Source organism: Pseudomonas sp. zfem002, assembly GCF_032621685.1.
Taxonomy (GTDB): domain Bacteria; phylum Pseudomonadota; class Gammaproteobacteria; order Pseudomonadales; family Pseudomonadaceae; genus Aquipseudomonas; species Aquipseudomonas japonica.
In genome coordinates this window covers 12234-29760 of the sequence record NZ_JAVYJH010000003.1, presented here as the reverse complement: position 1 = coordinate 29760, position 17527 = coordinate 12234, and the positions used below count along the sequence as shown (strand labels likewise).

General features: G+C 68.3%; 2 protein-coding genes. Both read right to left on the bottom strand.

From position 1 onward, the window contains the following. Entirely contained in the window at positions 1-14022 is a 14022-nt protein-coding gene (locus RTI28_RS06185; protein WP_316919628.1) for a non-ribosomal peptide synthase/polyketide synthase, read from the bottom strand. Further along, entirely contained in the window at positions 14019-17393 is a 3375-nt protein-coding gene (locus RTI28_RS06180) for an amino acid adenylation domain-containing protein (RefSeq protein WP_316919627.1), read from the bottom strand. The genes RTI28_RS06185 and RTI28_RS06180 overlap by 4 nt, the downstream gene beginning before the upstream one ends. Positions 17394-17527: the final 134 nt, after the last annotated feature.

Genomic DNA, 17527 nt, shown 5'->3' with positions numbered 1-17527 from the left:
TCAGACCTCCGCCATGTCGTTCATCATTTGCTCGATATCGAACAGGCCGTCTTCGGTCAGTGACAGACTGGTGCTTTCGAATGCCTGGATAAATTCGTTCAATTGCGGTTTCTCGAAAATGAGGCGCAGCGGTACGTCGATACCGAGGCCGGATTGGATTCTGGAAACGAGCTGGGCCGCGAGCAGGGAATGCCCGCCCAGTTCGAAGAAGTCGTCGTTGAGCCCGACCCGCTCGACCTTGAGCACCTCGGCCCAGATCGCCGCCAGCTGCACCTCGCGCTCGCCGACCGGAGCGACGTAGAGCGCCTGGGACTGGCTCGGGTCCGGCTGTGGCAGGGCCTTGCGGTCGAGCTTGCCGTTGGCGGTCAGCGGCATGGCGTCGAGCACGATGAAGTGGGTCGGCACCATGTAGTCCGGCAGCTGGGCCTTGAGCGCGGCCTTGAGGGTGTCGCGCAGGGTCGTGGCGTCGCTCTGCGGATCGACCGGCACCAGCCAGGCGGCCAGTTGCTTGCCATGGGCGCCGTCGATATCCAGCACCACCGCTTCGCGCAGCGCCGGGTGTTCCTGCAGGCGGGTCTCGATCTCGCCCAGCTCGATGCGGTAGCCGCGGATCTTCACCTGGTGGTCGGCGCGGCCGACGTATTCCAGCACCCCATCGGCGCGGCGGCGGGCCAGGTCGCCGGTGCGGTACAGGCGCTCGCCCGGAGCGCCGAACGGATTCGGCACGAACACCGGCACGGTGCGGCGGGTGTCGCTCACATAGCCGCGACCCACGCCGGTACCGGCGACGCACAGTTCGCCCACGGCGCCCAATGGCACCAGCTCAAGGGCATCGTCCAGCAGGTAGATCAGGTTGTTGTCGGTCGGCGTGCCGATCGGCAGGTAGGTACTCTCGGTCGCTTGCAGATCGACACGGAAGAACGCCACGTCGTCCGAGCATTCCGCCGGACCGTAGGCGTTCACCAGGCCGATCTGTGGATAACGCAGCAGCCATTGCTTCGCTAGCTCAGGCGGCATGGCTTCGCCGGTCGGCAGCATCCAGCGCAGGCCGTCGAGGTTGACCCGCTCTTCGGCCAGCAGGCCCTGGATCAGCGATGGCACGCTTTCCAGCACAGTGATCCCTTGCTGGGTGACATGCGCCAGCAGCGCCTGCGGATCGCGGGCAATGTCGTTCGGCACGATATCCACCCGGGCACCGAACAGCGGCGCGGCGAGGAACTGCCAGACGGAAATGTCGAAGCTCTGCGAGGCGGTCTGGGCGATCACATCTTTCTCGCTCAGGTCCAGGTACGGCACCTTGCTCAGCTGGTTGTTGAGCATGCCGCGCTGTTCCACCATCACGCCTTTCGGCAGGCCGGTGGAGCCGGAGGTGAAGATCACGTAGGCGAGGTTGTCCGGGCCGCTGTAGCGACCTGGGTTGGCCACAGAATGCGACGCTTGCTGGACCTGTTCCCAGACCAGCAGTTGCACACCTTCAAGCCCGGCCAGCAATTCGCGAGCCTGAGCTTCGCACGCGGCGCTGCACACCAGCACCGGCGCCCCGCTCTGCCCGATCACGCCGCTCAGGCGTTGATTCGGCAGCGCCGGGTCCAGCGGCAGATAACCCGCGCCGGCCTTGAAGCTGCCGACGATCATGCCCAGCAGATCAGGACCACGCTCGGCCAGCAGCGCGATCGGCTGGTCGAAGCCGACACCCGCCGCGATCAGGGCATGGCCCAGGCGGTTGGCGGCGCTGTTCAGTTCCTCGTAGCTGTGTTCGCGCGCCAGGCAGGTGACCGCGATACGCTGCGGATGCGCCGCCACCTGCTCTTCAAACAGCGCCACATAGCCACGCTCCAGCGGATACCCGCGGGCACTCTGGTTGCAGCCTTCGGTAAGGAACCCGCGCTCGTCGTCGCCCAGCAACGGCAATCCGGCGATCGCGCCACCGACATCGGCGCAGACGCCGTGCAGCAGGTTGAGCCAGTGCGCGGCCAGACGCTCCACCGTGCCCTGGTCGAACAGCGCGGTGGCATACACCAGGCCGGCGCTGATGCCGCCGGCATGCTCGGCAGTGTTCAGGGTCAGGTCGAACTGCGCGCGATGGCTGTCCAGGTCCAGGCCCTCCAGGCTCAGACCCGGCAGGGCATGACTGACCGCCTGGACATCCACCTGGTGGTTGTACATCACCTGGAACAGCGGGCTGTGGCTGAGGCTGCGCTGCGGTTGCAGGGCTTCCACCAGTTGCTCGAACGGCAGTTCCTGATGGGCCTGGGCCTGCAGCGCGGCCTGCTTCACCTGTTGCAGCAGGGCGGCGAAGGTCAGGCCCGGGGCGAAGCCGGCCTTGAGCACCTGGGTGTTGACGAAGAAGCCGATCAGGCCCTCGGTCTCGGCCCGGGTACGGTTGGCCACGGGCACGCCGACACGGATGTCGTCCTGCCCGGAATGGCGGTGCAGCAGGGTCTGGAACGAGGCCAGGAGGAGCATGAACAGGGTCACGCCCTGCTCCCGCGCCACCGCCTTCAGGCGCTCCACCAGGGCCCCGTCCAGTTCCAGGCCCAGGCGCGCGCCGGCTTCCTGCTGGATCGCCGGACGCGCACGGTCCATCGGCAGTTCCAGCACCGGCTGCTCGCCGCCCAGTTGCGCGGTCCAGTAGGCCAGCTGGCGTTCCTGCTCGCCGGCGGCCATCCACTGGCGCTGCCAGTGGGCGTAGTCGGCGTACTGGATCGGCAGTTCGCCGAGCTGGATGTCCTGCCCCTGGCTGAGGCCGCCGTACAGGCGCACCAGCTCGTCCACCAGCACTGGCAGCGACCAGCCATCGGCCACCACATGGTGCAGGGTCAGGACCAGCACATGTTCCTGCGGCGCCAGGCGCAGCAGGCGCACGCGCAGCAGCGGCCCCTGCTGCAGGTCGAACGGCCGCTCGATTTCCTCCAGCACGCGCTGCTGCGCCTGCGCCGCATCGACCTCCTCCACTGCCAGCAACAACGGCGTGGCCGGCTGGATGATCTGCACGGCCTGCTCGCCGTCCTGGCGGAAGGTGGTGCGCAGGGTTTCGTGGCGGGCGATCAGGCTGGTGAAGCTGGCCTCCAGGGCATCGATATCCAGCGCGCCCTTCAGGCGCAGGGCCAAGGGGATGTTGTAGGCGGTGCTCTCGGCATCCAGCTGCCAGAGGAACCACTGGCGCTGCTGGGCATAGGACAGCGCCAGCGGCTGCTCGCGTCCGACCCGGACCAGCGCCGGTGTGCCACTCGCCGCGCCCTGCGCCACCGTGTGGGCGAAGGCAGCAAGGTCGGCGGCTTCGAACAGGGTCCGCAGGGACAGTTCCACACCCAGTTGCTTGCGGATCCGCGATACGACCTGGGTCGCCAGCAGCGAGTGGCCGCCCAGTTCGAAGAAGTTGTCGGAGAGACCGACCTGCTCGACCTTGAGGATCTCCGCCCAGATCGCCGCCAACTGCTGTTCCAGCTCGCTTACCGGGGCGACATAGGCATTCTGCAGTTGGCTGGCATCCGGCTTGGGCAGGGCCTTGCGGTCCAGCTTGCCGTTGGCCGTCAGCGGCATGGCCTCCAGCGCGATCAGGTGGGTCGGCACCATGTAGTCCGGCAGGTTGGCCTTCAGGTGTGCCTTGAGGCTGTCGCGCAGGTCTGTCCGGGCCGGGTCGCGCGGGACGAACCAGGCCGCCAGTTGCTGACCGGCCGCGCCGTCGATGGCCAGCACCACCACTTCGCGCACGCCTTCATGTTCCTGCAAGCGCGCTTCGATCTCGCCCAGTTCGATACGGAAGCCGCGGATCTTCACCTGGTGGTCGATACGCCCGGCGTACTCGATCACCCCCTCGGCGCGATAACGCGCCAGGTCACCGGTGCGGTACAGACGGCTGCCGTCGGTGGCGAACGGGTTGGGCACGAAGCGCTCGGCGGTCAGCGCCGCACGGTTGTGATAGCCACGGGCAAGACCGGCGTGGCCGACATGGAGCTCGCCGTTGCAGCCCAGGGCCACCGGGTTGAAATCGGCATCCAGCACGTACCAGGAGAGGTCGGGGATCGCCTCGCCGATCGGGCTGACTTCAGACTGGGCCAGGTCCAATTTGCTGATCGGACGGTAGGTCACGTGCACCGTGGTTTCGGTGATGCCGTACATGTTGATCAGTTGCGGCTGCGCGTCGCCGAAGCGTTCGAACCAGGGCTTGAGGCTGCCGACGTCCAGCGCTTCGCCGCCGAACACCACATAGCGCAGGGCCAGGTCGGCGGCGGATTCGCAGGCGACCCGCGCCAGCTGCTTGAACGCCGACGGGGTCTGGTTGAGCACGGTGACGTTTTCGTCCACCAGCAGCTGGTGGAAATCTTCCGGCGAGCGGGTCACGTCACGCGGCACCAGCACCAGACGACCGCCATAGAGCAGCGCACCGAAGATCTCCCAGACCGAGAAGTCGAAGGCATAGGAGTGGAACAGCGTCCACACATCGTTCTCGTCGAAGCCGAACCAGTGGTTCGTCGCCGTGAACAGGCGCAGCAGGTTGCGGTGTGGCAGCAGCGCGCCCTTCGGCTTGCCGGTGGAGCCGGAGGTGTAGATGACGTAGGCCAGGTTGTCCGGCGAGGTCAGGTTGAGCGGGTTCGCTGCGCTGTAGCCTTGCAGCGCCGACGCCACCAGGTCGGTCCCGGTGAGCAGCAGCCTGATGCCGCTGTCCGCCTGCATGTAGTCGAGACGGTCCTGTGGATAATCCGGGTCCAGCGGCACGTAGGCGCCACCGGCCTTGAGGATGCCCAGCACGCCGACCAGCATTTCCAGGCTGCGCTCGACCGACAGGCCGACCAGCACGTCCGGGCCCACACCCTGCTCGCGCAGCTTGTGCGCCAACTGGTTGGCCCGAGTATTGAGCTGTGCATAAGTCAGCTGCTCGGCGCCGAAACTCAGCGCCACGGCTTCCGGCAAGCGCGCCGCCTGGACTTCGAACAGCTGGTGAGCACACAGCTCGCCGGGGAATACGCGGAGCTGGCGGTTCCAGTCGCCCAGGGTACGGCGGGTTTCCTCGGCGCTCTGCAGCGGCAGGTCGGCGATGCGCTGGCTCGCGTCCGCGGCCATCGCCCGCAGCAGGTTGCGCCAGTGCGCGGCCATGCGCTCGACGGTCTGCGCATCGAACAGGTCAGTGGCATAGATCAGCGCGGCGCCCAGGCCTTGTTCACCTTCATAGGTGTCGAGGGTCAGGTCGAACTGCACCCTGTCCTTGCTCGCCGCGAACGCCTCCAGGCGCAGCCCCGGCAACTGGCGCAGCTCGCTCGCCGCCTGGGTCTGGTGGTTGTAGGCCACCTGGAACAGCGGGCTGCGGCTGAGATCGCGCTGCGGCTGCAAGGCTTCCACCAGTTGCTCGAACGGCAGGTCCTGATGGGCCTGGGCGCCGGCCACGGTGGCCTTGAGCTGTTGCAGCAACGCGGCAACGGTGGTGTCGGCGGCGAACTCGGCCTTGAGCACCTGGGTGTTGACGAAGAAGCCGATCAGGCCCTCGGTTTCACTGCGATTGCGGTTGGCCACCGGCACGCCGACACGGATGTCCGCCTGGCCGGAATAACGCTGCAGCAGGGTCTGCCAGGCCGCCAGCAGGAGCATGAACAGGGTCACGCCCTGGGCCCGCGCCGCTGCCTTGAGGCCTTGCAGCTGCACGGCATCCAGTTCGAATTCGACCCGCGCGCCGCGCTCGCTGCGCTGCGCCGGACGCGGCCGGTCAGTGGGCAGTTGCAGCACCGGCTGCTCGCCGCCCAGCTGTTCCTTCCAGTAGTCCAGCTGGCGGGCCTGCTCGCCGGCGGCCATCCAGTCGCGCTGCCACTGCGCGTAGTCGGCGTACTGCACGGCCAGGGCCGGCAGTTCCAGGGCCTGGCCCTGGCTGAAGGCGTCGTACAGGCGCGCCAGCTCGTCGACCATGATCGGCATCGACCAGCCATCGGAGACGATATGGTGCTGGGTCAGCACCAGCACATGCTCATCCGCGCCGAGTTGCAACAGACGCACGCGCAGCAGCGGTCCGTGTTCCAGGTCGAACGGACGGCGTACCTCGGCATCGACGATGGCCTGCAGCTGCTGCGCCGCGACCGCCTCGACCGGCAGCGCGAAGTCGCCGGCGGGATGAACGATCTGCACGGCCTGCTCGCCGTCCTCGCGGAAGGTGGTGCGCAGGGTTTCATGGCGCGCGATCAGCGCGGCGAAGCTGCGGCGCAAGGCATCCACATCCAGCGCACCGGACAGGCGCAGGGCCGCCGGAATGTTGTACGCGGCACTCTGCGGGTCCAGCTGCCAGAGAATCCACTGGCGCTGCTGGGCATGGGACAGGGCCAGCGGCCGGTCGCGTTCGACCGCGACGATCGCCGGCGCCTCGACCGCCGCACCCTGCCCGGCCGCCGCGGCGAAGGCAGCCAGGTCGGCGGCCTCGAACAGCGCGCGCAGGGACAGTTCCAGGTCCAGCTGCTGGCGCACCCGCGAAATCACCTGGGTGGCCAGCAGCGAGTGGCCGCCCAGCTCGAAGAAGTTGTCGGAAAGACCGACCTGTTCCACCTCCAGGACCTCGGCCCAGATTGTCGCCAGGCGCTGCTCCAGCACGCTGACCGGGGCCACGTAGGCGCCTTGCGCGGCGGCGGCGTCCGGTTTCGGCAGGGCCTTGCGGTCCAGCTTGCCGTTGGCGGTGAGCGGCATGGCATCGAGCAGGATCAGGTGCGCGGGCACCATGTAGTCCGGCAGGTTGGCTTTCAGATGGGCCTTGAGGCGCTCGCGCAGATCGCCGTTCGTCTCGCTCGGCACCAGGTAGGCCGCCAGTTGCTGGCCGGCGGGGCCGTCCACGGCGAGCACGACGACTTCACGCACGCCGGCATGTTCCTGCAGACGCGCCTCGATTTCGCCCAGTTCGATACGGAAACCGCGGATCTTCACCTGGTGGTCGATACGCCCGGCGTACTCGATCACGCCCTCGGCGCGATAGCGCGCCAGGTCGCCGGTGCGGTACAGACGGCTGCCGTCGGCGGCGAACGGGTTGGGCACGAAGCGCTCGGCGGTCAGTGCGGCGCGGTGGTGGTAGCCACGGGCAAGACCGGCGTGACCGACATGCAGCTCGCCGCAGACCCCGGCGACCACCGGGTTGAAGTCACTGTCCAGCACCTGCAGCGACAGGTCCGGGATCGCCGCGCCGATCGGGCTGACCTCGGCCTGGGCCAGGTCCGACTGGCTGATCGGCCGGTAGGTCACGTGCACCGTGGTTTCGGTGATGCCGTACATGTTGATCAGTTGTGGCTGCGCGTCGCCGAAGCGTTCGAACCAGGGTTGCAGGCTGCCGACATCCAGCGCTTCACCACCGAACACCACATAGCGCAGTGCCAGGTCGGCGGTGGACTCGTAGGCGACCCGCGCCAGTTGCTTGAACGCCGACGGGGTCTGGTTGAGCACGGTGACCTTTTCGTCCACCAGCAGCTGGTGGAAGTCGTCCGGCGAGCGGGTGACTGCACGCGGCACGATCACCAGGCGCCCGCCGTAAAGCAGCGCGCCGAAGATCTCCCACACCGAGAAGTCGAAGGCATAGGAGTGGAACAGGCTCCACACGTCGTTTTCATCGAAGCCGAACCACTGGTCGGTGGCGGTGAACAGACGCAGGACATTGTGGTGCGGCAGCAGCGCGCCTTTCGGCTTGCCGGTGGAGCCGGAGGTGTAGATGACGTAGGCCAGGTTGTCCGGCGAGGTCAGGTTGAGCGGGTTCGCTGCGCTGTAGCCTTGCAGCGCCGACGCCACCAGATCGGCTCCGGTCAGCAGCAGCTTGATGCCGCTGTCCGCCTGCAGATAGTCGAGACGGTCCTGTGGATACTCCGGGTCCAGCGGCACGTAGGCACCGCCGGCCTTGAGGATGCCGAGCACGCCCACCAGCATCTCCAGGCCGCGCTCGACCGACAGGCCGACCAGCACATCCGGGCCCACGCCCTGCTCGCGCAGCTTGTGCGCCAGCTGGTTGGCCCGGCTGTTGAGCTGTGCATAAGTCAGCTGCTGCGCGCCGAAGCTCAGCGCCACGGCATCCGGCCGCCGCGCCGCCTGGACCTCGATCAGCTGATGGATGCACTGCGCGCTGGAGTGATCGGCCAGCGCCTGGGGCACATCCGCCGGCAACGCCAGGGACCCCAGCGGCGCCTCGGCATCGACGATCAGCGCCGCCAGCAGATGATTGAAATGCGCCGCCAGCTGCACCACCGCCTGCGCGCCGAACTGGCGGCGGTCATGGCTGATGCGCAGCGACAGGCGCTCGCCGGTGTTGACCACCAGGGTCAGCGGGTAATGGGTCTGTTCGCGGGTGCGCACCTCGCCGAACACCAGCCCGTCCGACGCCGCCTGTTGCAGGGCCTCTGACACCGGGTAGTTCTCGAACACCAGGATATTGTCGAACAGCGCCTCGCCGCTCCAGCCGGCCCAGCGCTGCACCTCGTACAGCGGGGTGTGCTCGAACTCGCGCAGGGCGATGTTCTGCGCCTGCAACTGCTGCACGAAGGCGGCGACGCTCTGCTCGGAGCGCGGGCTGGTGACCACCGGCAGGGTGTTGATGAACAGGCCCAGCTGTTCCTCGATCCCGGCCAGTTCAGTCGGCCGACCGGCGACGGTGGCGCCGAAGGTCACGCTGCTCTGCCCGGTATAGCGCTGCAGCAGCAACAGCCAGGCGGCCTGGACCAGGGTATTGAGGGTGACTCGCTGCTCGCGGGCGAAATCGCCAAGGCGGCGGGACAGCTCGGCATCCAGGTCCTCGACGAAGTCGGCATAGCCCTCGCCGTCCGCCGCGCCCTTGAAGGCCAGGGCCAGGCGGGTCGGCTCGTCGAAGGCCTGCAGTTGCTCGCCCCAGAAGCGCCGGGCGACCTCGCCATCCTGGGCCTGCAGCCAGCGGATGTAGTCGCCGTAGGGCATGCCCTGGCGCGCCGGGGCCTGCCCGGCATAGCGCTGCAGGACCTCGCCGAGCATGCGCGAGCTGCTCCAGCCGTCCATGAGGATATGGTGGCTGGTGTAGATCAACTCGAAGCGCTGCTCGTCGGTGCGGATCAGCGCCACCCGCAGCAGCGGGCCCTGGGCCAGGTCGAAGCCGGGCTCGCGCTCCAGGCGGGCGCGCTCGTCGAGCCAGCTGTCGAGGTCGGCGCGACCGCGGGCATCGATTTCCACGAACGGCAGCTCGACCCGCCGCTGCACCACCTGCACCGGGTGCTCGGCGGCGCTGACGAAGCCGCTGCGCAGCACCGGGTGCTGGTCCAGCAGGGCCTGCCAGGCAGCGCGCAGGCGCGCGGTATCAAGGCCTTCGACGCTGACCCGCAGCTGGTTGATGTAGTTGCCGGCCTCCTTCGCATAGAGGCTGTGGAACAGCATGCCCTGCTGCATCGGCGACAACGGGTAGATGTCCTCGATGCTGGCGGCGGCCAGCGGCAGGCGGTCGAGTTGTTCCTGGTCCAGGCCGGCCAGGGGGAAGTCCGAGGGCGTGACGCCCTGGTTGTCGGCCACGCAGTGCTCGATCAGCCCGCGCAGCACGCGCTCGTAGTCACGGGCCAGGGCCTCGATGGTTTCGGCGCGGAACATCTCGCGGCTGAACGCCCATTCCAGGCGCAGCTGGCCGTCGAACACCTGGCCGTTGACACTCAGCCAGTTGCCCAGCGGGCCCTCCAGGCACAGCGGCTGGCCGCTGCCTTCACTGGCCAGGCTGAAGGCGGCCTGCGCCTGGTCGAAGCTGCCGTCGAACTGGCCGAGGTAGTTGAAGGTCACCCGCGGCTGCGGTAGCGCCGCCAGCCCATGGGCGAAATCGCCGTCGCCGAGGTAGCGCAGCACGCCGAAGCCGATGCCCTTGGCCGGTACCGCGCGCAGCTGCTCCTTGATCGTGCGGATCGACGCCGCCGGGCTCGCGCCCGGGGTCAGGCGCACCGGGAACAGGCTGCTGAACCAGCCGACGGTGCGGCTCAGGTCGATGTCCTCGAACAGGTCCTCGCGGCCATGGCCTTCCAGTTGCACCAGCACCGAGGGCTGCCCGCTCCACTGGCAGAGCACCTCGGCCAGGGCGGTCAGCAGCAGGTCGTTGACCTGGGTGCGATAGGCCGCCGGGGCGACCTTGAGCAGTTGCGTGGTCAGGGTCTCGTCGAGGCGCGAGGTGGCATGGGCGGCATCACGGATACGCAGGCTGCCTTGCGGGTTGTCCTGCGGCAGGTCGGGCGCGGCGCCGTCGAGCACGGCGCGCCAGTAGTCGCGTTCGGCTTCCAGGGCCGGGCTGTTGGCGTAGCCGTGGAGTTTTTCTGCCCAGGCCTTGTACGAGCTGGTCTTGGCCGGCAGGGCCGCGGCGCGACCGGCGACGATGGCGGCATAGGCCTGCTGCAGGTCTTCCAGCAGCACGCGCCAGGACACCCCGTCCACCACCAGGTGATGGACCACCAGCAGCAGGCGCTGCGAGCCGTCGGCCAGTTCGGCGAGTACCGCGCGCAGCAGCGGACCGCTCTTCAGGTCGAGGCTGCGCTGGGCTTCGTCGGCCAGGGCGTCGAGGTCGTCGGTGCTGCGGGTCCACAGCACTGCGGCGCTGTCCAGCGGAGCGAACACCGCCTGCCAGCCGGCGTACTGGCGGACGAAGTTGAGGCGCAGGGCGTCATGCTGCTCCAGCAGCGCGTGCAGCGCCGCCTGGAGGTGGGCGACGTCGACCTGATGCGCCGGCTTGAGCAGCAGCGACTGGTTCCAGTGCTGACGCTGCGGGATGTCCATTTCGAAGAAGCGCGCCTGGATCGGCAGCAGCGGCAGGTTGCCAGTGATCTGCTCGACCACCGGCGCCGCGGCTTTCTTCTCGATCAGTTTCGCCACCGTGGCCAGCTGGCCGATGGTCTGTTTCTCGAACAGTTGCTTGGGATTGAGCTTGATCCCCTGGCGCTTGGCCCGGGCGATGATCTGCAGGCTGAGGATCGAGTCGCCGCCCAGCTCGAAGAAGTTGTCGGTGCTGCCGACCTGCTCCAGCTTGAGCACGTCGCGCCAGATCGCCGCGAGTTTCTCCTCGATCTCGCCTGCGGGCGCCACGTAGCGCTGCTGCACCGCGCCCGGTTTGGGCAGGGCGCGCTTGTCGAGCTTGCCGTTGGCGGTCAACGGCAGCTGGTCGAGCAGGACGATCTGCGCCGGCACCATGTAGTCCGGCAGCCGTTGCGCCAGTTGCTGACGCAGGGCCTCGGCGCTCGCGCCCTCGGCGACGCACCAGGCCAGCAGTTGCAGGCGCGTGGCATCGTCGTCCTGGGGCAGGGCCAGGACCGCAGCCTGACGCACCGTCGCCAGGCCCTGCAGGACCCGCGCGACTTCCGCCGGCTCGACCCGATAACCGCGAATCTTCACCTGGTCGTCGGCGCGGCCGATGAATTCCAGCTGGCCGTCGCGGTTGCGCCGCACCCGGTCGCCACTGCGGTACAGGCGCGTGCCCGCCGCCCCATGGGGATCCGGCACGAAGCGCTCGGCGGTCAGTGCCGCCTGGCCGAGATAACCCAGGGCCAGGCTGTCGCCGCCGATATACAGCTCGCCCGGCACCTGCGCCGCCACGCCGTTGAAGACATCGTCGAGCACCCGCAGCACCGCGCCCGGCAAGGCGCTGCCCAGCGGCACGACTTCAGGCAGCGGCGCAGCGGCCGGCACTTCGTGGGTCAGCACGCCGACCGTGGTTTCGCTGGGGCCGTAGTGGTTGATGAAGCGGCACTCCGGGCGCAGTTCGCGGACCCGCTGCAGCAAACCGACCGGGCAGGCTTCGCCACCGACGATCAGCGCATGCCGCGGCAGCACGTCGGCCGCGCGGGAGGCCTGGAGCAGCGCGGCGAGATGGCCGGGCACGATCTTCAGCACACCGACCTGATGGGTCGCCATGTAGTCGGCGAAGCCATCCGGATCGAAGCCCAGCGCCTCGGGCAGCACATGCAGGGTACGGCCGTCGCACAACGCACCGAACAGCACGGTGTGGCCGAGGTCGGCAGCGATGGTCGAGGCCAGCGCCATGCTTGCCTGCGGCGCCAGTTGCAGGCGCCCGAGCAGGCCGCGCACGTAGCTGGCCAGGGCGCCATGGCTGACCAGCACGCCCTTGGGCTGGCCGGTGGAGCCGGAGGTGTGGATCACGTAGGCCGGGGCTTCGCCGGCCAGGCTCACGGCCGGCGCGCTGGCCGGCTGGTCCTGCCACTGCAGCGGGTCGAAGGCCAGGTTGGCGCAACCGGCGACCTGCAAGGTGCTCAGCCGCGCATCGCCGGCGGCACACAGCAGCGCGGCGGCCTTGGCCCGCTCCAGCATCTGCTGCAGACGCTCCTGCGGCGCCTTGACGTCCAGCGGCATGTACACCGCCCCGGCCTTGAAGATTGCCAGCAAGGCGGTCAGCCACGGCAGCGAACGCTCCATCAGCACCGCCACCGGCTGGCCCTGGGCGACGCCCTGTTGCAGCAGGTGGTGGGCCAGACGGTTGGCCGCCTCGTCCAGCTCGCGGAAGGTCAGGCTTTCATTCAGGCAGCGCGCGGCGATGGCGTCCGGCTGGCGCGCGACATTGGCCTGCCACTGCGCCAGCACCGACGGCGCCTCGGCCAAGGCCTCTTCGGCGGCCGGCTGGGCGATGGCGGCGAGGCTGTACAGCGGCGCCCGCGGGGCCGCCAGGAGTTCTTCGAACAGCCCCAGCAGCGCCGGAATGAACGCCTCGACGGTGTCGCGGCGGTACAGGTCGCTGGCGTAGGTCATGTCGCCGTGGATCAGCTGGCCGTCATCGGTGATGTCCAGGGCCAGGTCGAAGTGCGCGCCCTCGCGGTGCAGCGGGTACTCGCTGACCTCCAGGCCCGGCAGCTTCAGCGAGAGTGCCTGCTTGAGCACCACGTTCTGGTTGAACTTGGCCTGGAACAGCGGGTTGTGGCCCAGGCTGCGTTCCGCCGCCAGCTGGTCCACCAGCTGTTCGAACGGCACGTCCTGGTGGGCCTGGGCATCCAGCGAGGTGTCGCGGATCGCGGCCAGCAGGTCGAGGTAGCTCAGGCGTTCGTCGACCTGGCAGCGCAGCACCTGGGTGTTGATGAAGAAGCCGATCAGCCCTTCGGTTTCGGCGCGACCGCGGTTGGCGTTGGGCACGCCGATACGGATATCGCGCTGGCCGGACTGGCGCGAAAGGAACAGCGAGAAGCCGGCCAGGACCAGCATGAACAGGCTCATGCCCTGGCCACGGGCGAAGGCGTTGAGGCGCCCGGAGAGGGCCGCGCCGAAATCGAAGCGCAGGCGCTCGCCACGGAAACTCTGGGTCAGCGGCCGCGGGAAGTCCTGGGCGGCTTCCAGCAGCGGCTGCTCGTCACCCAGTTGCTGGCGCCAGTAGTCGAGCTGGCGCTCGCCCTCCCCGGCGTCCAGCCACTGGCGCTGCCAGATGGCGTAGTCGGCGTACTGCAGCGCCAGCGCCGGCAGGCTGGGCGCGGCGCCCTGGCTGAAGGCCTGATAGCTCTGGGCGAACTCGCGGACCATGATGTCCATCGACCAGCCGTCGGAGACGATATGGTGCATGCACACCACCAGCACGTGTTCCTCGGCGCCCAGGCGGAACAGCGCGGCGCGCAGCAGCGGGCCATTGATCAGGTCGAACGGCCGGGCGTTGAACGCGGCGACCTGGCGCGCCAGTTCGGCGTCGCTGTCCGCGCCGAGGTCGACCCGCTCCAGGGCCAGCGACAGCTGCGGCAGGATCACCTGGCGCGGCTGCTCACCGTCGGTGGCGAACACCGTGCGCAGCACTTCATGACGCTGCAGCAGGTGATCGAAGGAGCGTTGCAGGGCGCTGTCGTCCAGCTGCCCGTGCAGGCGCAGGCCGGTGCTCATCTTGTAGGCGTCGCTGCTCGGGTCCAGTTGCCAGAGGAACAGCAGGCGCTGCTGGGCAAAGGACAGCGGGATCGTCTCGACGTCGTGGCGGCTCTCCGGCATCGGCAGCAGGCTGAAGTCCTTGCCGTCCTCGCGCAGCTTGGCGAGGAACTGGCGGCGCTGCTCGAGGGACAGACCGACAAACCGTTTCGCGATACGTGCAGCTGTGGTCCCGCTCATGCTCCAAGTTCCTCCAGTGAATCCATGAACTGGTCCATGTCGTCCCAGTCATCGTCAGTCGTGGTATCCGCCAGCGCCGCCACTTCGGCGGCCAGCTCGCTCAGCAGCGGCTTTTCGAACAGCGTGCGCAGGGGCAGGCTGATGCTCAGGTGTTTCTTGATCCGCGCGATCATCTGCGCGGCCAGCAGGGAGTGCCCGCCCAGCTCGAAGAAGCTGTCGTTGAGGCCGACCCGCTCGATCTTCAGGACCTCGGCCCAGATGGCGGCGAGCTGTTGTTCCAGTTCGCTGACCGGGGCGACGTAGGCGGTTTGCGATTGCGTGGCGTCCGGTTGCGGCAGGGCCTTGCGGTCGAGCTTGCCGTTGGCGGTCAGCGGCATGGCCGGCAACTGGACGAAGTAGGTCGGCACCATGTAGTCCGGCAGGCTGGCCTTCAGGGAGGCCTTGAGCTGATCGACATCGATCGCGCTGCGGGCTACCAGATAGGCGGCGAGTTGCTTGCCTTGCGGACCATCGATATCCAGGACCACGGTTTCGCGCACCGCTGGATGCTCCAGCAGGCGGGTCTCGATCTCGCCCAGTTCGATGCGGTAGCCGCGGATCTTCACCTGGTGGTCGGCGCGGCCGACGTATTCCAGCACGCCATCGGTGCGACGGCGGGCCAGGTCGCCGGTGCGGTACAGGCGCTCGCCCGGGGCACCGAACGGATTCGGCACGAACACCGGCACGGTGCGGCGGGTGTCGCTCACATAGCCGCGACCCACGCCGGTGCCAGCGACGCACAGTTCGCCCACGGCGCCCAATGGCACCAGCTCAAGGGCATCGTCCAGCAGGTAGATCAGGTTGTTGTCGGTCGGCGTGCCGATCGGCAGGTAGGTGCTTTCGGTGGATTGCTGGTCGACACGGAAGAACGCCACGTCGTCCGAGCATTCGGCCGGGCCGTAGGCATTGACCAGTCCGATCTGTGGATAACGCAGCAGCCATTGCTTGGCCAGCTCAGGCGGCATGGCTTCGCCGGTCGGCAGCATCCACCGCAGGCCGTCGAGGTTGACCCGCTCTTCGGCCAGCAGGCCCTGGATCAGCGATGGCACGCTTTCCAGCACGGTGATCCCTTGCTGGGTGACATGGGCCAGCAGCGCCTGCGGATCGCGGGCAATGTCGTTCGGCACGATATCCACCCGGGCACCGAACAGCGGCGCGGCGAGGAACTGCCAGACCGAGATGTCGAAACTCTGCGAGGCGGTCTGGGCGATCACATCTTTCTCGCTCAGATCGAGGTACGGCACCTTGCTCAGCTGGTTGTTGAGCATGCCGCGCTGTTCCACCATCACGCCTTTCGGCAGGCCGGTGGAGCCGGAGGTGAAGATCACGTAGGCGAGGTTGTCCGGGCCGCTGTAGCGGCCTGGGTTGGCTACCGGGTGATCGCCTTGCTGGACCTGTTCCCAAACCAGCAGTTGCACACCTTCAAGCCCGGCCAGCAGTTCGCGAGCTTGAACTTCGCACTCGGCACTGCACACCAGCACCGGCGCCCCGCTCTGCCCGATCACGCCGCTCAGGCGCTGATTCGGCAGCGCCGGGTCCAGCGGCAGATAACCCGCGCCGGCCTTGAAGCTGCCGACGATCATGCCCAGCAGGTCCGGGCCACGCTCGGCCAGCAGCGCGATCGGTTGGTCGAAGCCGACACCTGCCGCGATCAAGGCATGGCCCAGGCGGTTGGCGGCGGTATTGAGGGCTGCGTAGCTGTCCTGACGCTCCAGGCAGGTGACGGCGATGCGCTCGGGATGCGCGGCCACCTGCTCCTCGAACAGCGCCACATAACCACGCTCCAGCGGATACGCGCGGGCACTCTGGTTGCAGCCTTCGCTGAGGAACGCACGCTCGTCGGCGCCCAGCAGCGGCAACTCGCCAATCCGCGCCTCGGCATCCGCGCACAGGGCGCGCAGCAGATTGCGCCAGTAGCCGGCCAGGCGCTCGATGCTCGGGCGCTCGAACAGATCGGTGGCATAGGTGAAGGACGCGCTCAATTGCTCGCCCTCGCCGCTGGTTTCCAGCATCAGGTCGCAGGCGATGGCCTGGTCGCGCTGGTCCTCGGCCAGTTGCTCGGCGCTCAGGCCCTCGACCCGCAGCCCGCAGGCCAGCTGGGTGCCGCCCAGCCCGGCGACCTGCGGACGGTGGTTGAACATGGCCTGGAACAGCGGGTTGCGGCTTTGCCCGCGGGCCACCTGCAGGCCATCGGCCAGGGCATCGAACGGCAGCTCCTGGTGCGCCTGGGCGCCCAGTGCGGCCTGCTTGACCTGTTGCAGCAGTTCGCTGAAACGGCTGTCGCCCTGCACCTGGCTGCGCAGCACCTGGGTGTTGACGAAGAAGCCGATCAGGCCTTCGGTTTCACTGCGGGTGCGGTTGGCGATCAGGCCGCCGACGCGGATATCGCGCTGCCCGCTGCAGCGTTGCAGGAGCACCTTGAACGACGCCAGGAGGACCACGAACAGGGTGACGCCCTGGCGCTGGGCCAGGCCTTGCAGGTTTTTCAGCAGCTCGCGGTCGAGGTCGATCTCCAGGCGCCGGCCTTTCTGGCTCGGCACCGGCGGGTGCGGACGGTCGGCCGGCAGTTCCAGCACCGGGTGCTCATCGCCCAGGTGCTCGCGCCACCAGGCCAGTTGCCGCGCCTGCTCGCCGGCTTGCAGCCAGGCGCGTTGCCACAGCGCGTAGTCGCGGTACTGCACCGGCAGCGGCGCCACCTGCGGGGTGCGGCCCTGGGCCAGGCTGTCGTAGTAGCCCAGGCATTCGTCGAGCAGCACGCCCATGGACCAGCCGTCGGTGATGATGTGGTGCAGGGTCAGCAGGAGGATGTGCTGCTCGGCCGCCATGCGCAGCAGTTGCACGCGCAGCAGCGGGCCCTTTTCCAGATCGAAGGGGCGCGTGGCCTCCTCGGCCATGGCATCGCGGGCACTGGCCCAGCGCGCGGTTTCCGGGATCGCGGACAGGTCGTGCAGCACCAGCGCGACCGGCGCCGGCGGCGCGACGCGCTGGCCGGCCTGCTCGTCGTCCTGGAAGAAGGTGGTGCGCAGGCTTTCGTGACGGTCCACCAGCAGAGCGAAGGCCTGCTCCAGGGCGGGGATGTCCAGCGCGCCGTTCAGGCACACCGAGACCGGCAGGTTGTAGCCGGCGCCCTGGGGATCGAGCTGCCAGAGGAACCACATGCGCTGCTGGGCGTAGGAGAGCCCGTCACGCCCGGCGACGCCTTCGCAGGAGGGGATCGGAAACTGGGCGAAGTCCACCTTTTCCCGACGCAGCGCGTCGAGGAACAGGCTGCGTTTCTCGGCAGGCAACTCGACGAAACGGCGGGCGAGTGTCCGGGCTTGTTCGGCATTCATGCAGTGGGTCCTTGCTGATCGGCGTGACCGTGGTCTGGTCGTATCAACAAGAACGAATAGGAATGGAAATATTTAGCAAGGAATGGGGGGAGGTCTGACGAGAGACCTGTTGCGCTGCCGAGATCGAGCGCCGC